2 protein-coding genes are annotated in these 25,008 nt (G+C 74.7%); both read right to left on the bottom strand.

All coding sequences use genetic code 11. The features are described 5' to 3' along the window. Window positions 1-114: 114 nt before the first annotated feature. On the bottom strand, window positions 115-330 hold the full coding sequence (locus ACIBAE_RS25790; RefSeq protein WP_399289789.1) for an MbtH family protein: 216 nt from the start codon (window positions 328-330) through the stop codon (window positions 115-117). Continuing rightward, window positions 327-24,806 (bottom strand): non-ribosomal peptide synthase/polyketide synthase, encoded by a 24,480-nt coding sequence (locus ACIBAE_RS25785; protein WP_399289787.1) that lies wholly within the window; start codon window positions 24,804-24,806, stop codon window positions 327-329. Before ACIBAE_RS25785 ends, ACIBAE_RS25790 begins: the two co-directional genes overlap by 4 nt. Between the last annotated feature and the right edge of the window lie 202 nt (window positions 24,807-25,008).

Raw genomic sequence — 25,008 nt, 5'->3', positions numbered from 1 at the left:
CACTGTCTTTCTCTTCCTTCGAAATGCGGATCGGTGCGGTGTCGCGGATCGGTGCGGTGTCGCGAATCGGTGCGGTGTCGCGGGTCGGTGCGGTGTCGCGGTGCCGTCGACGGCTCAGCTGTCCCGGTCCATGAGGTCGACCAGGCTCTTGGGACGCATGTCCGTCCAGTTCTCCTCGACGAAGGCGAGGCTCTCGTCGCGGCCGCCGGCCTCGCGGGCGATGGTCCACCCGGCGGGGACCTCGGCGAAGACGGGCCACAGGGAGTACTGGGCCTCGTCGTTGACCAGGACCAGGTACTGCGCGTCGGCGTCCTCGAAGGGGTTGCTCATCGTTCTGCTCCGTTCACGGTGGGGGACAACTCGGGGGACTGTGCGTGGATCGCGTCCAGCCGGTCCGCGATGACGCGGCCGATCTCGGCGATCGGTTCGGGAAGGGTCATGTCGTGATGGGAGGCCGCGACCGGACGCACCTCGATGCGGCCGCTCACGTACGGCGCCCAGGCCTCGGCACCGGGAGCACCGGGCTCCCGGCCCAGTTCGGCGGTGAACAGCAGCACATCACCGTCGAAGCGGCCGGGTACGTGCCCCCGCATCAGCTCGGCGTGGTTGGCGGACACCCGGGGCAGCGCCTCGATGGTGTGCTCGCCGACCTCGGCGAGCGCCGCGCCGTCGCGGCGCAGGATCTCCCGGGCGGTCGCCGCGTCCAGCCGCGCTCCATCGGGCAGTTCCGGCACCTCGTGGCCGAGGAAGCCGAGCAGTTGGGCGAGGATGTCGCCGTCCTGCGGTCCCTCGCCCGGCTCGCCGGCGGCGGGCGGGTACGCGTCCAGCAGGACGAGCAGCGCCACCCGCTCGCCCGACTCGCCGAGCTGCCGCGCCATTTCGTGGACGACCAGACCGCCGAAGGACCAGCCCAGCAGATGGTAGGGCCCCTCGGGCTGGACCGCGCGGATCCGTGCCAGGTAGTCCTCGGCCATCTCGCCGATCGAGTGCGGCAGTTCCCCGGGACGGGCCAGGCCCCTGGCCTGCAGGCCGTAGAGCGGCTGGTCCTCGCCGAGCTCCGGGATGAGACCGGAGTACGTCCAGCTCAGCCCGACCGACGGGTGCACGGCGAACAGCGGTGGCCGCCCGCCCGTGGTCCGCAGCGGCAGCAGGACCTCCAGCGCGCCGTCGGAGAGGGAGCCCGTCCGCTCGCCGCCGGGCCGCTCCGCGCGCAGCCGGTCCGCGATCCCCGCCGGAGTGGGGGTGTCGAACAGGGAGCGGATGCCGAGGTCGGCGCCGAGGTCGGACCTGACCCGCCCCGCGAGCCGGACCGCGAGCAGGGAATGACCTCCCAGGTCGAAGAAGCTGTCGTCGGGCCCCACCTCCGGGACCCCGAGCACCTCCGCGAACAGCTCGCAGAGCGTCCGCTCCTCGGCGTCGCGCGGAGCCCGGCCCGTGGCCGAGGAGGAGAACCGGGGCGCGGGCAGCGCCTTCCGGTCCAGTTTTCCGTTCGCGGTCAGCGGCAGCGCGGGCAGCGACACCACGGCGGCGGGCACCAGATGGTCCGGCAGGAGCGCCGCGAGGTACCGGCGCAGCTCAGCCACATCGGCCGTCTGTCCGGCCGTCTCCCCGGCGGCTCCTCCGGTGGGTTCCCCGCTCGGCGGCACGGCGTAGGCGACCAGACGTGCCTCACCGCGCTCGTCCCGGCGGACGACGACCGACGCCTGGGAGACCCCCGGGTGCGTCAGCAGCGCTGCCTCGATCTCGCCCGGCTCGATCCGGACACCGCGTATTTTCACCTGCTGGTCGGAGCGGCCCTGGTACTCCAGGACACCGTCGGCACGCCACCGGGCGAGGTCGCCGGTGCGGTACATCCGGCCGCCCGCGCCGTCCGGATCGTACGGGTCCGCCAGGAAGCGTTCCGCGGTCAGCGCCGGCCGGTCGTGGTAGCCACGGGCCAGCTGGATGCCCGCCAGGTACAGCTCGCCGACCGTGCCCGGCGGCACCAGGCGCAGCGCGGCGTCCAGGACGTAGACGCGGGTGTTCCACACCGGACGGCCGATCGGCACCGGGCCGTCGTCACCCCGCGCGCACTCCCAGTACGTCACGTCGACGGCCGCCTCGGTCGGTCCGTAGAGGTTGTGCAGGGGCACGTCCAGTACGGAGTGGAAGCGCCGCACCAGCTCCGCGGGCAGCGCCTCGCCACTGCACACCACACGGCGCAGGCCGGTGCATCCGGCCGCGGCGGGCTCGTCCAGGAAGGCCGCCAGCATGGACGGGACGAAGTGCGCGGTGGTGACGCGCTCGGTACGGATCAACTCCGCCAGATAGGAGGGATCGCGGTGCCCGTCGGGCCGGGCCACGACCAGGGTCGCGCCGGTGATCAGCGGCCAGAACAGCTCCCACACCGATACGTCGAAGCCGGTGGGGGTCTTCTGGAGCACCCGGTCCCCGGGCCGCAGGCCGTACTCCGACTGCATCCAGCGCAGCCGGTTCACGATCGCCTCATGGGTGACCGCCACGCCCTTGGGACGGCCGGTGGAACCCGAGGTGTGGATGATGTACGCGGTGTTGCGCGGGTCCACCGTCGCCGGCGGCGCCGGCTCGCCGGCCGCCGTGCCGTCGGCGGCGTCCCCGGCGTCCCCGGCGTCCCCGGCGTCGATCCCGATGACCCGGAGGCCCTCGGGCAACGCCATGGCCGGGGTGGCGGGTGTGGTCAGCACGCACACCGGATCCGTGTCGGCGAGCAGCATGGCCAGACGCTCCGCCGGATTCCCCGGGTCGACCGGCACATAGGCGGCGCCCGTCTCCAGGACCGCCAGCAGCGCCACGATCAGCTCCGTGGAGCGCGGCACGGCCACGGCCACCCGGGTCTCGGGACCGGCCCCGAGTCCGCGCAGCTTCCTGGCCAGCAGGCTTGCCCGGGAAGCGAGCTGACGGTAGGTCAGCCGGTCGCCCTCGAAGGCGACGGCTTCCGCGTCCGGGGTGCGTACGGCCTGGGCCGCGAGCAGCTCCGGCAGCGTGGCCGGCTCCGTGCGCACCGAGGTGTCGTTCCACGCGGCCAGCACCTGGTGGCGCTCCCGCGCGCCGAGGACGTCGACGGAGGCCACGGTCCTGGTGTGGTCGTCGGCCAGCACCTTCAGCACGCGGTCGAGCCGCGACCCGATCTCCGCGATCGTCCGCTCGTCGAAGAGGCCGCGCTGGTAGGCGAGCCGCAGGGTGAGGCCGCCTCCCTGGGTGACGATCAGGCTCAGCGGATAGTGGGTGGCGTCCCGGCCCTGGGTGCTCACCAGCCGCGGCCCGTCGCCGGCCCCGGGCGTGCCGGGAGCCACGGGATAGTTCTCGAAGACGACGAGCGTGTCGAACAGGCGGGGCAGTCCCGCCAGTCGCGTGGTCTCGCTGAGCCCGAGATGCTGGTGGGCCATCAGGCCCGACTGCGCGTCCTGGAGTCGCAGGAGTACGTCCAGCACCGTCTCGGCCGGGTCGAGGGCGGCGCGTACCGGCAGGGTGTTGATGAAGAGGCCGACCATGGACTCGATGCCGGGGATCTCCGGCGGGCGGCCGGCGACGGTGGCGCCGAAGACGACGTCCTGGCCTCCGGTGAGCTGGGACAGCAGCAGCGCCCAGGCGCCCTGGACCACCGTGTTCAGTGTCAGGCCGTGCTCACGGGAGAGCAGGCGCAGGGCCTCCTCGGTGTCCCGCTCCACCACGAGGTCCAGCCGGGCCGGCTCCGCCGCCGCGGCGTCCGCCGCCGCGCCGGGCGCGAGCAGGGTGGGGCCGTCGAGACCGGCCAGCTCGGCCGACCAGGCGGCCCGCGCCGCGTCCGCGTCCTGTGCGGCGACCCAGGTCAGATAGTCGCGGTACGGCGTCGCGCGCGGCAGGACCGTGTCCGATCCGTCCGCCGCGTACAGCGCGAACATCTCCCGGATCAGGACGGGCATCGACCAGCCGTCCAGCAGGATGTGATGGGCCGTCAGGATCAGCGTATGCCGTTCGTCGCCGAGCCGGGCCAGCGCGACCCGGATCAGCGGAGGACGGGACAGGTCGAACCGTACGGTCCGCTCCTCGGCGGCGATCCGGTCCACCGCCGGCTGCCGCCCCTCCTCGGGCAGCGCGGACAGGTCCTCGCCACGCCAGGGCATGCCGGTCTCGCCGGGGACGACCTGGACCGGCGTGCCCGCCGTGTCGTGCGTGAAGGCGGAGCGCAGATTCGGGTGGCGGCGCAGCAGCGCCGCCCAGACCCGGCGCAGGACGTCCTCGTCCAGCGGGCCTTCCAGGTCGAGCTGGGCCTGCGCGGTGTAGACGTCGGTGGCCTGCCCGGCCAGCAGGGCGTGGAAGAGGAAGCCCTCCTGGAGCGGTGAGAGCGGCAGGACGTCCGTGAGGCCGGGGTAGCCGGCCTCCAGGCGGTCGACCGCCTGCTGGTCCAGCGGCGCCAGCGGGAAGTCCGACGGTGTGTGGCCGGTGGCGGGCGACGCCACGAGGGACTCCAGCGCGGTTCGCCACAGTCCGGCCAGCTCCCGCACCTCGTCCCCGCTCAGCAGCCCCCCGGCCCACGACCAGGTCGCGGAGAGCGCGGGGCCGTCCTGACCGTCCAGGGTGACCGCGTTGATCTCCATCGCGTGCGCCAGCGGGACGTCGGGGGCGGAACCGGTGCCGGACAGGTCGGCGCCGTGCGCCATCGTCCAGTCCGACGTCCCGCCGTCCGTCCCGTGACCGGCTCCGGACGCCACCCGGCCCAGGTAGTTGAAGCCGATCTGCGGCTGGGGGCGGTCGGCGAGCAGGGCGCCGGTACGCGGGTTCAGGTACCGCAGCAGGCCGTAGCCGATGCCCTGCGCGGGCACCGCCCGCAGCTGCTCCTTGACCCGCTTGACGGCGTCCGCGGGACGGTCCTGACCCGTGTCCAGCCGGACCGGGTAGAGGCTGGTGAACCAGCCGACCGTACGCGACAGGTCGACGCCGTAGCGTTCTCCCGCCCGGCCGTGGCTCTCCAGGTCCACCAGCACGCCATGGTCCGTCCCGGCGCCGCGCGTCCGCCGCCACTGCCGTACGGCGACGGTCAGCGCGCCCAGCAGTACGTCGTTCACGCTGCCGTGGAAGGCCGCCGGAACGGTGGACAGCAGGGCCGTCGTGATGTCCTGCGGCAGGGTGACCGTCAGCCGCTCCGCCGTGCTCGCGGTGTCCCGGGCCGGGTCGAGTGCCCGGCTGCCCAGCGGCGGCTCGGGGGCCGCCGACGCCTCGGTCCAGTAGGCGAGTTCGCCCGCCGGGCCGGGGCTCCCGGCGCCGTCCTGGGCGTCGTCGTGGAGCAGCTGGGCCCAGCGCCGGAAGGAGGTGGGGACCGGGTCCAACTGGACCGGCCGGCCGGCCGTCAGGGCCTCCCATGCCTCCTTCAGGTCCGGCAGCAGGATGCGCCAGGACACGCCGTCGACCGCCAAGTGGTGGATCACCACGAGTAGTTGGCCGGGAGTCCGCGTCCCCGCGTCGAACCACACCACCTGTGTCATCGCGCCCGAGCCGGGCGCCAGACGGTCCACCGCCGCCGTCGCCTCGGCGGACAGCAGGGCCGCCGTCTCCCGCTCGTCCAGCGAGCTGATGTCGACCCGGCGTACGCACGCCGCCGCGTCGGCGGAACCGCGCTCGCCGACGGACAGTTCCTGATCGCCCGTCAGCCGCAGCCGCAGGACGTCGTGATGGTCCAGCAGGGCCTGGACGGCGCCGGTCAGCCGGTCCTCGTCGAGGCCGGCCGGGACGTGGACCAGGACGGACTGCTGGAACCCGGCCACCGAACCGCGCCAGTCGCGCAGCCAGTGCATCACCGGGGTGCGGGCGACCGGACCGGTCCCGTCCGCGCCGTGGGCCGGCGCGGCCGTGGCCCCGTCGTCGTCCGTACCGCAGACAGCTGCCAGCGCGGCCACCGTCTGCTGCTCGAAGACGTCACGCGGGGTGAGGACGATGCCCGCCCGGCGGGCCCGGCTGACCAGCTGGATCGACATGATGCTGTCGCCGCCCAGCGCGAAGAAGCCGTCGTCCACGCCGACCTCGGGCACCCGCAGCACCTCCACGAAGAGGTCGCGCAGCACCTTCTCCAGCGCGCTGCCCGGGGCCCGGCCGCCGCCCGGCGCCGCGAAGCCGGGGACCGGCAGGGCAGCCCGGTCCACCTTCGCGTTCGCCGTCAGCGGGAGCGTGTCGAGCAGCATGATCTCGGAAGGGACCATGTACTCCGGCAGCCGCTCGGCGACCCGCCGCCGCAGCAGTTCGGTGTCCGGGGCGTGGCCCGGCGCGGGCACCACGTAACCGACCAGGTGCTTGCCGCCCGAGGGCGCCCTGTGCACCACGACCACGGCGTCGGCCGCCTCGTCGAGCCCGCCCAGCACCGTCTCGACCTCGCCCAGTTCGATCCGGAAGCCCCGGATCTTCACCTGCGCGTCGGCCCGCCCGATGAACTGCAGGAGGCCCTCGGCGCTCCAGCGCACCAGGTCCCCGGTCCGGTACATCCGCTCACCGGCCGCGCCGTACGGGTTGGCGACGAACCGCTCGGCGGTCAGCGCCGCCCGGCCCAGATAGCCGCGCGCGAGGGCGTTCCCCGCGAGGTACAGCTCGCCGGCCGCACCGGGAGCCACCGGCCGCAGCGTGCTGTCCAGCACGTAGGCCCGCATGCCGTCACGGGCCCGCCCGATCGGCACACTGCCCGCGACCTCCGCCGCCTCACGCATCGTGTGCTGGGTGGCGAAGAGGGTGATCTCGGTCGGACCGTAGATGTCCGTGACGACGATCCCCGGGCAGGCGTCCAGGACGCGCCGTACCGACGCGGCGGAGACCACGTCACCACCGGTCAGCACCTCGCGCACGGTGCTCAGGACGCCGGGGTCCTCCTCGGCGACGACCCGGAACAGACCGGCCGTCAGCAGCAGTGAGGTGACCCCGTGCTCGCGGACGACCCGGCCGATGACCGTCACGTCCGGCTCACCGGGCGGCGCCACCACGATCTGCCCGCCGTTCAGCAGCGGCATCCACAGCTCGTACGTGGCGGGGTCGAAGCCGTACGGCGAGTGCATCAGCACCCGGTCCGGCGCACGGTCCTCGTCGTGGCCGCGCCAGCGGCGGTCGGTGGCCAGGCCGACCACACCGCGGTGGGAGATCTCCACGCCCTTGGGCTCGCCGGTCGATCCGGAGGTGAACATCACGTACGCCGCGCTGTCCGGGTGCGTGCGCACCGTCGCCGGCGTCGCCGATGTCGCCTCGTCGCCGCGCGGATCGTCGTCGACGGTCAGGACACGCTCGGCTTCGAGGTGCTCCCCGACGGACGCGACGCCGTCCCACACCAGGACGGAGATCCCGCCCCGCTCCATCATCGAGCGCAGCCGGACGGCCGGGAGCCGGGCGTCCAGCGGCACATAGGCCGCGCCGGCCTTCAGTACCGCCAGCACCGCCGTCACCACGTCGGGCGAGCGCTCCAGCAGGAGCGCCACGCGGTGCTCCGTGCCGGTGCCGGCGCCGACACCGGCGCCGGTGAGCCGCGCCGCCAGCCGGTCGGAGCGTTCGTCCAGCTCACGGTAGGTCCACGTACCGCCGTCCCAGCGGACGGCCACCGCCTCCGGGGTGCGGGCCGCCTGCGCGGCGAACGCCTCGGGGACGCTCACCCCCGGGTCGCGCGCTCCGGCGGTGTTCCAGGTGTCGGTGCCGTTCCATTCGACCAGCACCCGGTGCAGCTCGCCCGGCGTCAGGACGTCGACGCTGCCGACCGCCGCCGACGGGTCCCCGGCGAGGGTGCCCAGCAGCCGTACGAAGCGCTCCGCGAGCAGCGGTACGTCCTGCGGGAACAGCCGCGGGGTGTAGTGGAACCACAGCCGCAGCCGGTCGTCGTCCAGCCCGGCGGCGATCGTCAGCGGGTAGTGCGTACCGTCGTCGAACTCCCGCCCGGTGACGGCGAGTCCGTCCTCGGACACCGCGGCGCCCCCGTCGGACGGGTAGTTCTCGAAGACCACGAGCGTGTCGAACAGGCTCGGGTGCCCGGCCAGCCGGTTGACCTCGCTCAGCCCGAGGTGCTGGTGCGCCATCAGACCGGCCTGGGTGCGCTGGAGCCGCCGCAGCAGCCCGAGCACCGGCTCCGCCGGGTCGAGAACGGTCCGTACCGGCAGGGTGTTGATGAAGAGTCCGACCATGGACTCGATGCCGGGGATCTCCGGCGGCCGTCCGGCGACCGTGGCGCCGAAGACGACGTCCTGCCGCCCGGTCAGCCGCCCCAGCAGCAGCGCCCAGGCGCCCTGCACGGCCGTGTTCAGCGTCAGACCGTGTTCCCGCGCCAGCCGGCGCAGGTTGGCCAGGGTCTCCTCCGGTACGTCGGCCACGAAGTGCGCCGGTACGGAGCCGGCGTCCACGGCCGGGTTCGGCTCGGGCGCCAGCAGGGTGGGCCCGTCGAGACCGGCCAGCTCCGCCGACCACGCGTCCCGGGCCGTGTCCCGGTCCCGCCCGGCCCGCCAGGCCAGGTAGTCGCGGTACGGGGTGACGCGCGGCAGGGCGGCGTCCGAGCCGTGCGCCGCGTAGAGCGCGAACAGCTCCCGCGCCAGGACCGGCATCGACCAGCCGTCCAGGATGATGTGGTGGTGCGTGAGGACCAACCGGTGCCGGTCCTCGCCGAGCCGGGCCAGCGCGACCCGGATCAGCGGCGGACGCGCCGGATCGAAGCGGCGGTCCCGCTCCCCGGCGGCCAGCCGGGCCGACTCCCGTTCCCGGGCGGCCTCCGGCAGATCCGACAGGTCGACCGTACGCCAGGGCAGCTCGGCGTCCGAGAGGACGACCTGGACCGGATCACCGGCGAGGTCGTGCACGAACGCGGAGCGCAGGTTCGCGTGCCGCCGCAGCAGCGCGGCCCACGCCCGGCGCAGCACCGCCTCGTCCAGCGGTCCCGTCAGGTCGAGACGCAGCTGCGGTGTGTAGACGTCCGCGGCCTCCTCGTCGTACACCGTGTGGAAGAGCAGCCCTTCCTGGAGCGGGGAGAGCGGCAGGACGTCCTCCAGCCCCGGATGGCGCTCCTCCAGCGCTTCGACGTCCGCCTGGCCCAGCGAGACCAGCGGGAAGTCCGACGGGGTGTGCCCGCCCTCACCCCGCCCGGCCGCCCCGGCCAGCTCGGTCAGCGCCGCGAACCACAGCTCCGCCAGTTCACGCACCTCGTCCTCGGCCAGCACCCCGCCGGCCCAGGTCCAGGTCGCGGAGAGCACCGGGCCTCCGGACCGCTCCTCGGTGATCGCGTTCAGCTCCACGGCGTGCGCCAGCGGAACCGCCGCGGCGGCGCCCTCCGGCGCCGTGCCCGGCTGCTCCAGCAGGGCCCACGCCCCGCCGGTCCGCGCGGCCACCCGGCCCAGGTAGTTGAAGCCGATCTGCGGCCGGGCGGCCCCGGCGAACAGCGGCGCGGTCTCCGCGTTCAGGTAGCGCAGCAGGCCATGGCCCAGCCCGTCCCCGGGCACCGCGCGCAACTGCTCCTTGATCCGCTTGACGGCGTCCGCGGGCTCCGCGTCCCCGGCGTCCAGCAGCACCGGATGCACCTTGGTGAACCAGCCGACGGTACGGGACAGGTCCGCCCCGCCGTCCCCGGCGTCCCGGCCGTGCCCCTCCAGGTCGACCAGCAGGGGGCCGCGCGCGGCCGCGTCGCCGCGGCCTTCCCGCCAGCGCCGCACCGCGACGGCGAGCGCGCCCAGCAGAACATCGTTCATACCGCCGCGGAACGCGGCCGGGACCTCGGCCAGCAGCGCCGAGGACGTCCCGGCCGGCAGGGTCAGCGTCAGATGGCGTGCCGTCGCCGCGGTGTCGGCGGCCGGGTCCGGCGGACGCGTCCCGAGCACCGGCTCGGCCACCCGTCCCAGCGCTTCCCAGTGCGGGAGTTCGGCCCGCAGTTCCGGCGCGGCCGCCCGCTCCTGGAGCAGCGCGGCCCAGCGCCGGAAGGAGGTGCGGACCGGGTCCGGAGCGGCCGGCCGGCCCTCCGTCACGGCCTCCCACGCCTCCCGGAGATCGGGCAGCAGGATGCGCCAGGAGACCCCGTCCACCGCGAGGTGATGGACCACCAGCAGCAGCCGTCCGGTGGCTCCGGGGCCGCCGTCGAACCACACCGCCTGCACCATCACACCGGACTCCGGCGCGAGCCGGGCCACCGCCGCGCGCGTTTCCCGGGCCACGACGGCGTCGGCCTCCTCCTCCGTCACCGGGCCCAGGCCGACCCGGCGCAGCAGGGTCCGGGCCGCCACCGCTCCCCGGTCCGCGACGGTCAGCCGCCAGCCGGACCCGTCATCGGTGAGCCGCAGGCGCAGCGCGTCGTGATGGTCGAGCACCGCCTGCAGCGCACCGGCGAGCCGGCCCTCGTCGAGCCCGGCCGGGACCCCGACCAGTACCGACTGCTTGAATCCGGCCGCGGAACCGCGCCAGTCGCGCAACCAGTGCATCACCGGGGTGAGCGCGACGGGCCCGGTGCCGTCGTCCTCGGCCCCCGTCGCCCCGTCACCCGCCCCGTCACCCGCCCCGTCACCCGGCTCGTCGGCGCACACGGGCGCCAGCGCGGCGACGGTCTGCCGCTCGAAGACATCGCGCGGGGTGAGGACCAGACCGGCCCTGCGGGCGCGGCTGACCAGCTGGATGGACATGATGCTGTCGCCGCCGAGGGCGAAGAAACCGTCGTCCACACCGACCTCGGGCAGCCCCAGCACCTCCGCGAAGACCCGGCACAGGATCTCCTCGCGCGCGGTGCGCGGCGCGTCGGCACCGGGCACCGCCGCGGTCGCCGGTCCGGGCTCCGGCAGAGCCGCCCGGTCCACCTTGCCGTTGGTGGTCAGCGGGAGCTCCGCCAGCTCCGTCAGGGAGCCCGGAACCATGTAGTCGGGCAGCACCTCGGCGGCCCGGCGGCGCAGCAGCGCGGGATCCAGCACCGCGTCCGGCGCCGCCACCAGGTAACCGGCCAGCGCCTTGCCCCCGGACGGGGCGGTACGCACCACGACCACGGCGTCCGCCACCCCCTCGAACCCGCGCAGCACCGTCTCGACCTCGGCCGGTTCGATACGGAACCCGCGCACCTTGACCTGGTCGTCGGCGCGCCCCGCGAACTCCAGCACGCCGTCGGCCGTCCAGCGCGCCAGGTCGCCGGTCCGGTACATCCGGGTACCCGGCGCACCGAACGGGTCGGCCGTGAAACTCGCCGCCGTCAGCCCCGGCCTGCCCGCGTAGCCGCGGGCGAGCGCGTCGCCGGCGATGTACAGCTCACCGGCGAGGCCCGCCGGTACCGGGCGCAGCCGCGTGTCCAGCACGTAGGCGCGCATCCCGGCGCGCGGACGCCCGATCGGCACCGTCCCGGGAACCCGCTCCGCGTCCCCGAGGGTGTGGTCGACGGCGAACACCGTGATCTCGGTGGGGCCGTACGCGTCCGTCACCCGTACACCCCGGCCGTGCTCCAGCACCCGCCGGACGGCACCCGCCGGGACGACGTCGCCGCCCGTCAGCACCTCGCTCAGGCCGCCGAGCGCGCCCGGGTCCTCCTCGGCGATCACCCGGAACAGACCGGCCGTCAGCAGCACGGCGGTCACGCCCTCGCCGAGGATCACCCGGCGGTAGGCGGCCACGTCCAGCTCACCGGGCGGCGCGACCACGATCCGCGCGCCGCCCAGCAGCGGCACCCACAGCTCGTACGTCGCCGCGTCGAAACCGTACGCCGAGTGCATCAGCACCCGGTCCTCGTGCGCGTCCTTCCCCCAGCGCGGATCGGTGGCCAGGCTGACGACACCGCGGTGGGTGACCTCGACGCCCTTGGGCTCACCGGTCGATCCGGAGGTGAACATCACGTACGCCACCTGGTCGGGGTGCGGCACCGGCGCCGGGCTCCCCGCGCCGGCCGGCGCGGGGCCGTCGGACGTGCCGTCGGTCCGGACGACCTGACCGGCCCCCGGCAGCTTCCTGGCGGCGATCAGGTCGTCGGTGACGATCACCGACGCGCCGGACTGCCGCAGCATCGACTCCAGCCGCGCCTCCGGGAAGCGCGCGTCCAGCGGGACGTAGGCCGCCCCCGCCCGCACCACGGCGAGCGCCGCCACCACCACCTCGGCGGAGCGCTCCATGTACAGCGCCACCCGGTCGCCCGGCCGCACACCCAGCCCGGTCAGCCGGAACGCGAGCGCCCCGGACCGCTCGTCCAGTTCGCGGTACGTCCAGGAGCCGCCCGCCCACCGCACGGCCACGGCGTCCGGGGCGCGCTCCACCCGCGCCGCGAACTCCTCCGGGATGCTCGTGGCGGCCCGGCGCGTCGCGTCGCCGTTCCACTCGGTCAGGATCTGCCGCCGCTCGTCGGCGGTGAGGATGTCGAGCAGGCCCGTCAGCCGCTCCGGGTCGTCGGCCAGTGCCTCCAGCACCCGGACGAACCGGTCGGCCAGCGACCGGACCGCGTCGCCGGTGAACGCCCCCGGCGCGTGGTCGAAGCGCAGCCACAGCCCGTCGTGGCCGCGGCCCGCCACCAGCGTCAGCGGATAGTGCGTGGCCTCCTGGGTCGACTTGCCGGTGAGCGTCAGGCGGTCACCGAGCCGGGCCGCCGCCCCCTCGTCGAACGGGTAGTTCTCGAAGACCAGCACCGTGTCGAACAGGGATGCGACACCTGCCGCGCGCTGGATCTCGCCGAGCCCCAGGTGCTCATGGGCCAGCAGCGCGTTCCGCTCGTCCCGCATCCGGCCCAGCAGCGCCTCCGGCGTGAGGTCGTCCGTCAGCCGGACCCGTACCGGCACGGTGTTGATGAAGAGTCCGACCATGGACTCGATGCCGGGGATCTCCGGCGGCCGTCCGGCGACCGTGGCACCGAAGACGACGTCCTGCCGCCCGGTCAGCCGCCCCAGCAGCAGCGCCCAGGCGCCCTGGAGCACCGTGTTCAGGGTGAGGCCGCGCCGCCGCGCCCACCCCTCCAGCCGCTCGGTGAGACCCGGCGGCACGGCCGGGAAGACCCGCCCGGCCGGAGCCGGGCCCTCCACCGGAGCCGCCGCGGCCAGCAGGGTCGGCTCCGTCACGCCGTCCAGCGCGCGCGCCCACTCCCGCCGGGCCGCCGCACGGTCCCGGTCCGCGTGCCAGGCCAGGTAGTCGCGGTACGGCGTGACCCGGGGCAGCCGGGCGTCCGAGCCCGACTCCGCGTAGAGGGTGAACAGTTCGCGTGCCAGGACGGGCACGGACCAGCCGTCCAGCAGGATGTGATGGTGCGTCAGGATCAACTGGTGCCGCTGTTCCCCGAGCCGGGCCAGCGCCACCCGGACGAGAGGCGGCCGGGTCAGGTCGAAGCGCTCGGCCCGCTCCACCGCGTACAGCTCGTCCAGCGCCCGCCGGCGCTCGTCGTCCGGCAGCGCGGACAGGTCCACCGTGCGCCAGGGAAGACCGGCCTCACGCAGCACCACCTGCACCGGCGTGTCACCGGCCCCGGAGACGAAGGCGGAGCGCAGGTTCGCGTGCCGGCGCAGCAGGACCGCCCAGGCCCGGCGCATCGTCTCCTCGTCCAGCTCGCCTTCCAGGTCGAGCCGGATCTGCGGGGTGTAGACGTCGCTCGCACCGTCGTCGAACAGCGCGTGGAAGAGCAGGCCCTCCTGGAGCGGGGAGAGCGGCAGGACATCCTCCAGCTCCGGATGGTGCTCCTCCAGCGTCTCGACGCCGGCCTGGTCCAGGGCGACCAGCGGGAAGTCCGACGGGGTGTGCCCGCCGGCCGGCGGGAAGTCCGACGGGGTGTGCCCGCCGGGCGACCGGTCACCGTCCGGCCCGGCCAGCTCGGTCAGCGCCGCGAACCACAGGTCCGCGAGCCGCCGTACGTCGTCCTCGCCCAGCAGCGAACGCGCCCACGACCAGGTCGCGGACAGGGTGGTCCCGTCGGCGCCGTCGGTGGCGATCGCGTTGACCTCCACGGCGTGCGTCAGCGGGGTCGCCGGGTCACTGCCCGCCCCGACGCCCTCCGCGCCGGCCACCGCCGTCCACTCGGCGGGCGCGTCGCCGGACGCGGTGTCCGCCACCATCCGGCCCAGGTAGTTGAAGCCGAGCTGCGGCTGCGGAAGGCTCGCCAGGAGAGGCGCCGTCTGCGGGTTGAGGTAGCGCAGCAGGCCGTGCCCGAAGCCCTGCCCGGGCACCGCGCGCAGCCGCTCCTTGACGGCCTTGACGGCGCCGGACGCGCTGTCGGCGGACGTGTCCAGGCCGACCGGGTGGACGCTGGTGAACCAGCCCACGGTGCGGGACAGGTCCGCGTCGCTCCGCTCGACGTCGCGGCCGTGCGTCTCCAGGTCGACGAGCACCCCGCCGTCGCCCGCCGCGCCGCGCTCCTCCCGCCAGCGCCGTACCGCCACGGCCAGCGCCCCCAGCAGTACATCGTTGACGCCGCCGTGGAACGCGGCCGGAACCGCCGACAGCACCGGTCCCGCGATCCCGCCGGGCAGCGTCACGGTCAGCCGTCCCGCCGTCCCCGCGGTGTCGCGCGCCGGGTCCGGCACCCCCGTCACCAGCGGGGCGGCGCCGGCGGTCGCCTCGGCCCAGTAGGCCAGTTCGGCCATCAGCGCCGGATCCTGGGCGCGGTCGTTCAGCGACTGCGCCCACCGGCGGAACGAGGTCCGCACCGGCTGGAGCCGCACGGGCTCCCCGGCCGTCAGCGCCTCCCACGCTTCCCTCAGATCCGGCAGCAGGATGCGCCAGGAGACCCCGTCGACCACCAGGTGGTGCACCACGACGAGCAGCCTGCCCGGTACGGCGGGTCCGGCGTCGAACCACACCACCTGGACCATCACACCGTCCTCCGGCGCGAGCCGGGCCACCGCCTCGGCTGCGTTCGCCGCCACCGCGCCGTCAAGATCGCTCTCCGCGACCGGTATCCGCCGTACCACCGCCGCCGCGTCGACCGTGCCGCGCTCCGCGACCTCCAGCCCCCAGACGAGCCCGCCGACGGTCCGCGTCAGCCGCATCCGCAGCGCGTCGTGGTGGTCGAGGACGGTCCGGACGGCACCGGTCAGCCGGTCCTCGCCGAGCCCGGCCGGCACCCGTGCCAGGACGGACTGGTGGAAGCCCTCCACCGGACCCCGGCGTTCCCGCAGCCGGTGCACGATCGGCAGCAGCGCGACCGGTCCCGTGCCGTCGTCGCTCGCGGCGGTCCGCTGCTCGTCCTCCTCCAGGGTGGACACGGCGGCCAGCGCGGCCACCGTCTGGTGCTCGAAGACGTCCCGGGGGCTGATGACCAGGCCCGCTCTCCGGGCGCGGCTGACCAGCTGGATGGACATGATGCTGTCGCCGCCCAGGGCGAAGAAACCGTCCTCCACGCCGACCTCCGGCACCCGCAGGACCTCCGCGAACACGCGGCTCAGGATTTCCTCGCGCGGCGTGCGCGGAGCCCGGCCGTCGGCCGGCACGGCGAACACGGGGACCGGCAGGGCCGCCCGGTCCAGCTTGCCGTTCACGGTGGTCGGCAGCGCGTCCAGCGGCACGATCGCGGCGGGCACCAGGTACTCCGGCAGCCGCTCGGCGACCTGCCGGCGCAGCGTCTCGGCCGTGACGGTACGGCCCGGTCCCGGCACGACGTAGCCCACCAGCCGCTTGCCGCCCGAGGGCGCGGGGTGCGCGACGACGACCGCCTCGCCGACATCCGGGAGCGCGCCGAGCGCCGCGGCCACCTCACCGGGCTCGACGCGTACGCCGTTCACCTTCACCTGGTCGTCCGCGCGTCCCAGGTGCTCCAGCGCGCCGTCCCCGGTCCAGCGGGCCAGGTCACCGGTGCGGTACATCCGCTCGCCGGGCCCTCCGTACGGGTCCGCCACGAAGGCGGCCGCCGTGAGCCCGGGGCGGTTCAGATAGCCGCGTGCCAGCTGGGCGCCGGCCAGGTAGAGCTCTCCCGCCGCACCCGGCGGCACCGGCCGCAGCGCCGCGTCCAGGACGTACGCCCGTACGTTGCCCACCAGGCGGCCGATCAGCACCGGGCCCGCCAGGTCGCCGGAGCACTCCCAGTCGGTGACGTCGACGGTCGCCTCGGTCGGTCCGTACTGGTTGTGCAGCGGAACGGGCAGGACAGCCCGGAAGCGCTGGATCAGCTCGGCGGGCAGGGCCTCGCCTCCCACCAGTACCCGGCGCAGAGAGGTGCACCGGGCGGCGGCCGCTTCGGCGAGGAACGCGCGCAGCATCGGCGGGACGAAGTGGGTGGTGGTCACCCGCTCGGCCCGGATGAGCCCGGCCAGGTAGCCCGGGTCGCGGTGCCCGCCGGGCCGGGCCACGACCACGGCCGCGCCGGTGAGCAGCGGCCAGAAGATCTCGGTGACCGAGATGTCGAACCCGGTGGGCGCCTTGTGCAGCACCCGGTCGTCGGAGCGCAGACCGAACCGCGCCTGCATGCCCCACATCCGGTTCACCACGGACCGGTGCGAGACCGCGACGCCCTTCGGACGTCCGGTGGAACCCGACGTGTGGATCACGTAGGCCGTGTTGTCCGGGCCGGGCCGAGCGCCCGGAGCGATGTCCCCGGCCGGGGACTCCTCCCCGGCGCCGTCCAGCAGGATCGCGGGCAGCGAGCCCGCCCGCTCCAGCACGGCGCGCGCGGCGGCCGTGGTCACGGCACACACCGGAGCGGCGTCGTCCAGCAGCACGTCGACGCGCTCGGCGGGGAGTTCCGGGTCGACCGGCAGGTACGCCGCGCCCGCCGTGAGGACCGCGAGCAGCGCGACGACCATCCCGGCGGACCGGGGCACCGCCACCGCCACCACGCTCTCCGGGCCGGCACCCGCGCGGCGCAGCCGCCCGGCCAGCGCCTGCACCCGCGCGTCCAGCTCCGCGTACGTGATCCGTTCGTCCTCCGACACCAGCGCCTCGGCGTCCGGCGTCCGGGCCACCTGCGCCGCGAACAGCTCCGGCAGGGTGCCCTCGGGCACGTCCAGCGCGGTGTCGTTCCACTCCACGAGCACCTGGTGGCGCTCGGCGGCACTCAGCAGGCCGGCGGAGCCGATCGTACGGCCGGGGTCGTTCACGAAGGTCTCCAGCATTCTGGTCCAGCGCTCGGTCAAGCGCTCCACGGTGGTGCGGTCGAACAGGTCGGTGTTGTACTCCACCCGGCCGTCGATGCCGTCGGGCGAGCCGTCGGCGCGATGGCGTTCGGCCATGTTGAAGGAGAGGTCGAAGCGGGCGATGTCCGCGCCCACCCGTACCAGTTCGGTGCTCAGCCCGGGCATCTCCAGGGCGTCATGGGTCAGCTCGGGCTGGGCGGAGAGCATGACCTGGAACAGCGGGCTGCGGGCCGTCGAGCGGGACACCCCGAGCTCGTCCACCAGCCGCTCGAAGGGGACGTCCTGATGCGCGTACGCCGTCAGGTCGGTCTCCCGCACCCGGCGCAGCAGCTCCGGGAAGTCGGGATCGCCGCTGGTGTCGGTGCGCAGGACGAGGGTGTTGACGAAGCAGCCGACCACGTCGTCCAGCACCGCGTCCGCGCGGCCGGCCACCGCCGTCCCGAGCGGGATGTCGGTGCCCGCGCCGAGCCGGGTCAGCAGCGCGGCCAGACCGGCCTGGAGCGCCATGAAGACGGTGGCCGTACGGGTACGGGCCGCCTCGGCGAGGCGGGCGTGCAGGTCCGCCGGGACGTGGAACATCAGCGAGCCGCCCGGGGACCCGGACGCGGAGGCGCGCGGCGCCCGGTCGGTGGGCAGGGCGATCCGCTCGGGCAGGTCCGCCAGCCGCTCCCGCCAGTGCGCGAGCCGGAGTGCGGCGGCGCCGTCAGGACCGTCCTCGTCCGCCCGCACCTCCCGTTCCCACAGGGCGTAGTCGGCGTACTGGACGGGCAGCGGTTCCCACCCGGGAGCGCGGCCCGCGCACCGCGCGCGGTACGCGTCCGACAGATCGGCGGCGAGCGGCCCCATCGACCAGCCGTCCGCGGCGATGTGATGGACCACCAGCGCCAGCACGTGCTCCTCGGCGCCCAGCGCGAACAGGGAGGTCCGCAGCGGGGGCTCCGCCGCCAGGTCGAAGCCGTACCCGGCGGCCGTCTCCAGGACGGCGGCCAGCCCGGCCTCGGTGACCGGGACCGGCCGCAGGGCGGGCCGGGCCCGCTCCGCGTCCAGGACCACCTGGCGGGGCACCCCGTCGGTGTCCGGGAAGACGGACCGCAGCGCCTCGTGCCGGTCCGTGAGGTCGCCGAGCGCGGCACGCAGCGCCGTGACGTCGAGCGGCCCGCGCAGCCGCAGCACCACCCGGATGTTGTAGGCGGAAGGCCCGCCCTCCTCCAGCCGCCGCAGGAACCACAGCCGCTGCTGGGAGAGGGACAACGGGATCCGCTCGGGCCGCTCCACCGGCACCGGGGCCCTACGGGCCGGAGCGCCGGCCGCCGCCGTGACGGCCTGTGCCAGTTCCGCGACCGTCGGCGCGTCGAACACCGCGCGCACCGGCAGGTCGGCACCGAGCGCCGACCGGATCCGCCCGACCAGGCGCGTCGCCAGCAGCGAATGGCCGCCCAGGTCGAAGAAACCGTCGTCGATCCCGGGCCGCTCCACGCCCAGCAGCTTCGCGTACAGGTCGCAGAGGACCTCCTCCAGCTCGGTGCGCGGGCCCCGACCCGGGGCGGTGGCGCCGGCCACCGGGGCGGGCAGCGCGGACCGGTCCACCTTGCCGCTCGGGGTCAGCGGCAGCCGCTCCATCGGGACGAACACCGACGGCACCATGTAGCCGGGCAGGACGCGGGCCGCGTGCTCGCGCACCGCCGCCACGTCCGGGGTCCCGTCCGCCTCCGCCGTGAGGTACGCGATCAGACGCGGGTCGCCCTCGGGGCTGTCCCGTACGACGGCCACCGCGCGGGACACCAGGGCGTGCCGTTCCAGTACGGCCTCGACCTCGCCCAGTTCGATCCTGTGGCCGCGCAGCTTGACCTGGTGGTCGGCGCGGCCCAGGTAGACGAGACGGCCGTCGGCGCTCCAGCGGGCCAGGTCGCCCGAGCGGTACATCCGGGAACCGGGCGCGCCGAAGGGGTCGGCGAGGAACCGCTCGGCGGTCGTGCCGGGCCGGCCGAGGTAGCCGCGCGTGACGCCGGGCCCCGCGAGGTACAGCTCGCCGGCGGCGCCGTCCGGGACCGGACGCAGCCAGTGGTCGAGCACATACACCCGGGTGTTGGGGAGGGGACGGCCGACAGGGAACCGTTCCCCGCGCTCGGCGGGGCCGGCCGGCACCGGGTGGAACGCCGACGTCATGGTGGCCTCGGTGGGTCCGTACTGGTTCACCACCCGGCACGCGCCGAGCGCCGCCACGTCCGCCAGATGCGTACCGGTCAGGGCCTCGCCGCAGGTCATCACCAGACGCAGCGACGGGCGTCCGGCCGCCGGCAGCCCGGCGGCCTCCTCGGCCAGCGCGGCCAGCAGCGACGGCACGACGGACAGCAGGACCGTGACCCGGTGCCGCCGCATCGCCTCCGCCAGCGCCCGCGGATCCCGCGCCTGCTCCGGCGGGACCATGACGACGCAGCCACCGGCCGCCAGGGTGCCGAAGAGGTCGCGGACGGACGGGTCGAAGGAGACGGACGCGAGGTTGAGGACGACGTCATCGGCACGGAGCCCCGCGGTGCCGGTGAGGTAGCCGAGGTAGCCGGTGACGCCCCGGTGCGGGACCACGACGCCCTTGGGGCGGCCGGTGGAACCCGAGGTGTGGATGACGTACGCCGGGTGGGCGGGGGACAGCGGGCGGATCCGGTCCGCGTCGCTCAGGTCGGTGTCCGGGAAGGTGGCCAGCTCGGCCGCCGTCTCGGCGCCGTCCAGCAGCACCGGGACGGGACCGTCCTCCGGGAGGGCGGCGAGGGCTTCGCCGGTGGTGAGCAGCGCCACGGGCGCGGCGTCGCCGAGGATGTGCGCGATGCGTTCGGCCGGGTAGGCCGGATCGACCGGCACGTACGCGGCCCCCGCCTTGACGACCGCGAGGAGCGCGACCACCAGCTCGGCGGAACGCGGCACGGCGACGGCGACGACGTCCTCGGGACCAGCGCCCCGCGCGACCAGCAGGCGCGCCAGCCGGTTGGCCCGGGCGTGCAGTTCGGCGTGGTCCAGGCGGGTGTCGCCGAAGACCAGCGCGGGCGCGTGGGGCGTCCGCGCGGCCCGCTCCTCGACCAGCCGGGGCAGGGTCGTCATGGGGCGCTCCTCGGCAGGACCCTGCCTGCCCCCGAGCAGCAGCTCGCGTTCGGCGGCGCGGAGCGTCCCGGCCCGGTGCACGGGCAGGTCCAGGTCCCGGGCCATCGACTCCAGCAGCCGGACAAGCTGATCCGAGATCCGCACGGCGGCGGCGCGGCCGACGCTCTCCGTACGGTGGTCGAGTCCGAGGCGCAGCCGTTCACCGGGCAGCGCCGTCAGCTTGAGCGCGTAGTGGGTGGAGACGGCGTAGTCGACACCGGTCAGCTCCAGGCCCTGAGGCGGCCGGATCGCCTCCGGGTCCAGCGGATAGTTCTGGAACACCACCATGGTGTCGCCGAGCGCGCCCGGGCCGCAGTCGCGGCGGATGTCGGCCAGACCCAGGTGCTGGTGCGGCAGCAGCCGCGACTGTTCGTCCTGGAGACGCGCCAGGAAACGGGAGACGGGTTCCGCGGGGTCGAACGTCCCCCGGACCGGCAGGGTGTTGATGAGCAGGCCGACGATGGAATCCGCGCCGGGCAGCTCGGCGGCACGGCCCGCGACGGGCGATTCGAAGACCACGTCGTCCCGGCCGGTGAGGGCGCCGAGCAGGAGCGCCCAGGCACCCTGCACCACGGTGTTCAGGGTCAGCCCCCGGCCGCGCGCCCCGGCGGTGAGCCGCGCCGTCAGGTCCTCGTCGAGTTCGGCGTGGACGCTGCCGGACCCGGGCCCGTCGCCGGACCCGGCCGTCCGGGCGGCTTCCGCCACGTGCGTGGGCTCCTCCAGGCCCCGCAGCGCCTCCTGCCATGCAGCGGCGGCCGCGGCCCGGTCCTGACGGGACAGCCAGTCCAGGTAGGCGCGGTAGGGGGCGGCGGCCCGCGGCGTTCCGGCGGGCCCGGCGCCGCCGTACAGGGCGAACAGCTCGCCGGCCAGCAGCGGCATGGACCAGCCGTCGAGGAGGAGGTGATGGTGTGTGAAGAGCAGGCAGTGGCGGCCGTCGCCGAGCGCGGCCAGCGCCATCCGCAGGAGCGGCGCGCGGCCGGGGTCGAAGCCCGCCGAACGCTCCTCGTCGGCGAGCCGCTCCCATGCCTCGTCGCTGTCGCCGGGCGCACCGCCGGACAGGTCCTCGGTGCGCCACTCGGGCTCGGCACCGGCGATCACGACCTGGACGGGCCGGTCGGTCTCCTCGTCGGTGGCGAAGGCCACCCGCAGGTTCGGATGCCGCTCCAGCACGGTCCGCCACGCGGTGCGGAGCCGGTCCTCGTCCAGCGGCCCGCTGAACTCCAGCCGCAGCTGCGCGGCGTACGAGCCGGCCGCGTGCTCCTCGTACAGCGCGTGGAAGAGCAGGCCCTCCTGGAGCGGGGAGAGCGGCAGGATGTCCTCGGCGCCCGGGTAGGCCGCGCGGAACCGTTCGGCGGCCTCCTCGTCGGCGGGGTACCCGGCGATTTCCCGGCCGGGGCCATCGGCGTGGCCGACACCCTCCGGGGCCTCGGCGCCGGTGGTGGCGCACGCGGCCAGCGCCGCCACTGTCGGCTGCTCGAACACGTCGCGCGGCGTGAACAGCACGCCCTCCCGCCGGGCCTTGGCCGCCAGCTGGAAGGACATGACGCTGTCGCCGCCGAGCGCGAAGAAATTGTCCTCCACGCCGACCCGGGGGAGCCCCAGGACGTCGGCGAACACCGCGCACAGCACGGCCTCCCGGTCCGTGCGCGGCGCACGCCCGCCCACCGGAGCCGAGAAGTCCGGTGCCGGCAGGGCCTTACGGTCGACCTTGCCGTTCGCCGTCATCGGCAGCTCGGCCAGCGTGACGAAAGCGGCGGGCACCAGGTGCGCGGGCAGGGCCTGCCCGAGCCGGGCTCGTACCTCCTCCACCACCGGCGGGTTTTCCGCGTCGGTGGGCACCAGGTAGGCGACCAGGCGCAGCCCGCCCGTCCCACCGTCCGTGCCGGAGCCCGTCCCACGAGCGACCACGACCGCCTGGGCGACGCCCGCGTCGGCCTCCAGGACCGCTTCGATCTCGCCGGGTTCGATCCGTACACCACGGATCTTGACCTGCTGGTCCGCCCGGCCCAGATACTCCAGCCGGCCGTCCGCCGTCCAGCGGGCCAGGTCCCCGGTGCGGTACATCCGGCCGCCGCGCCCGGCCCCGGACGGACCGCTTCCCGTGGCGAACGGGTCGGCCACGAAGCGCTCGGCGGTCAGCTCCGGACGGCCCAGATACCCGCGGGCCACTCCGGCGCCGGCCAGATACAGCTCACCCGTCACACCGGCCGGGACCGGTCGCAGGGCGGCGTCCAGGACGTAGGCCCGGGTGTTGCTGATGGGCCGGCCGATCGGCGGCGTACCGCTCAGATCGCTGGTCAGGGGGGCGACCGTGGACCAGATGGTGGTCTCGGTCGGCCCGTAGACGTTCATCGCGCCGGCCGTGGAGAGGGCCAGCGTACGGGCCAGCTCCGCCGGAAGCGCCTCGCCACCGACCAGTGCCCGTACTCCGCGCAGCGTCTCCCCGGCGTCCGTGACGATCGGCTGCCAGCCGCTGGGGGTGGTCTGCGCGACCGTCACGTGCTCCCGCTCGATCAGGCGGCGCAGCCGTTCGGGGTCGTGGACGAGACTGCGGTCGCCGAGGACGACGGCACCACCCGCGACCAGCGGGGTGAAAAGTTCGAGGACGGCGATGTCGAAGCCGACGGTGGTCAGGGCGAGCAGCCGGTCGGTGCCGCTCAGCGCCAGCCGGTCCGCCATGTCGGTCAGCAGGTTCGCCAGGTTGCCCCGGTTCACCACGACGCCCTTGGGGCGGCCCGTGGAACCGGACGTGTAGATGACGTAGGCGGCTCCGGCCGGATCGGCCGAGGGCAGCCCGGACGCGCCGGCTCCCACCGCGTCGCCGTGCTCACCCGCGTCGCCGTGCTCACCCGCGTCGCCGTGCTCACCCGCGTCGCCGTGCTCACCCGCGTCGCCGTGCTCACCCGCGTCGCCGTGCTCACCGCCGTCCATCAGCAGCGTCCTGACCTCCGTCGGCAGCGTTCCGGCGAGCTCGCCCGTGGTGAGCGCGAGGACCGGAGCGGTGTCGGCGAGCATGTACGCGAGCCGCTCCGCCGGATATTCGGGGTCCAGCGGCAGATAGGCGGCGCCGGTCTTCAGCACCGCCAGCATCGCGACCAGCAGATCGGTGGAGCGGGGGAGGAAGACGGCGACGTACCGCTCCGGTGCCACGCCGCGTGCGACGAGCGACCGGGCCAGCAGGTCCGACCGCCTCTCCAGTTCCGCGTACGACAGACGGGTGCCGTCAGGGGTCACCACGGCGTCGGCCTCCGGCGTGCGCACGGCCTGCGCGCGGATCAGTTCCACGACGTCCGCCGCGTCCTCGCGCACCGTGTCGTTCCAGCCGGCGACCAGCCGCTGCCGCTCACCGGGCAGCAGCAGCCCGGCCGCGCCGACCGGGGGGCCGCTCTGTTCCCGCGTGCCGGCCAGACCGGCGAGGAAATGCAGGAAGCGTTCCTGATGAGCCGTCAGTTCCTCGCTGGTGTACAGCGCGGAGTTGGCGTCGAAGTCGACACGTATGCGACCGCCGCGACGCGGATTGCCGCCGTAACAGGCGATCGACAGGTCAGGAACCAGCCCGTTGGACAAGTTGTGCATCGCCCCTTCGGCCGCGCCGAAGCGCAGTTCGTAGTCGAAGGGCATGATGTTGACCACGGGGCCGTGCAGCCGCCGCCCGGTACCGGTCAGCTCCAGCTGATGGCTGAGTTCCTCGTGGCGGTAGCGCTGATGGCGCAGTGCGTTCTTGACTTCGTCGGCGGCCTGGGCGGTCAGCGTCTCCAGCGTCATGTCACCGGTGACCGGGATGCGCAGGGGAACGACATTGGCGACCATGCCGGGGGCGAGCTGGGCGGCGGCGCTCTCCCGTACGGTGACGGGCAGGCCGAGCACGACATCGTCCGCGCCGGTCATCCGGTGCACGTACGCGGCGGTCGCGGCTATGAAGGCGCGGGGCCAGCTGGTCCCGGCGCGGCGGGCCACCGCGCGCAGGCCGGCCTCGGCCGCGCTGTCCAGCCAGGTGGTGGAGCGGTGCGCCCGCCGGGACGCGGTTCCCGTGTGCCGGGTCAGTGTGGCGGGCTCGGAGAGGCCGGCGAACCGCCCCTTCCAGTAGGCCCGGTCGGCGGGGTAGCGGTCGGAGGCGCGGTACTCGGCCTCCTCGTCCAGCAGTACCCGCAGCGATCCCAGAGGCTTCCCGGTGGGATCCGTTCCCTCCGCCAGGGCGGAGTAGAGCACCGCGATTCTGCGGACGGCCGCCGAGGCGCCGAATCCGTCGAGGACGAGGTGGTGGCAGCGCAGGTACCACCAGTGGCGGTCCGGGGCGAGACGGATGAGCAAGAAGGTGATGTTCGGCGGCTCGCCGGGGACCCTCGGGCGCGCCATGTCGTCCTGCATCAGAGCGAGGGCGGCCCGCTCGGCGTCCGTCTCGTGCGTGAGGTCGATCCGGGTGACGTCCGGCCGCATCGACGTCTCGAACCACTGCCGGGGTTCGCCGTCCAGCTCCGCCACCCGCACCCGGAGGGCGTCGGCTTCCCGCGAGCAGCCCTCGATGGCCCGCTCCAGCAGAGCGGCGTCCAGGGGCCCCGATATGTCGACATAGAGCCCGAGATTGTTGGCCGGGCTCTCCGGGTCGAGCTGCTGGCCGAACCAGACGGCCGACTGGCCCGGAGTCAGCGGAAGACCTCGGTGATGCGCGTCGGACACTCGTGCTCCCAGATAAAACGCGCCGCATGGCGTCGTGCGTCGGTGCTGGAGGAACCGGTGCGGGTCGGAGCCCGGCGATACCGCGGTGCGGTCGGCCCTCGCCTCAGCCTTCACCAAAGGCCCGGAAATGGGTGTGTTGGTCAAGACGAGTTCATGATTCGCCTCATTAGACATCACCCGGGCGCTAATGCTGCTACCGGCC

The sequence above is a fragment of the Streptomyces sp. NPDC051569 genome (assembly GCF_044454085.1).
GTDB lineage: Bacteria > Actinomycetota > Actinomycetes > Streptomycetales > Streptomycetaceae > Streptomyces.
The sequence above is the reverse complement of the archived record's forward strand: the minus strand, read 5'-3'. Positions and strand labels throughout refer to the sequence as shown.

What these genes read in the sequence shown, in the direction of transcription:
- ACIBAE_RS25790 (WP_399289789.1), bottom strand. Translation starts at nt 330, where the DNA reads ATGAGCAACCCCTTCGAGGACGCCGACGCGCAGTACCTGGTCCTGGTC.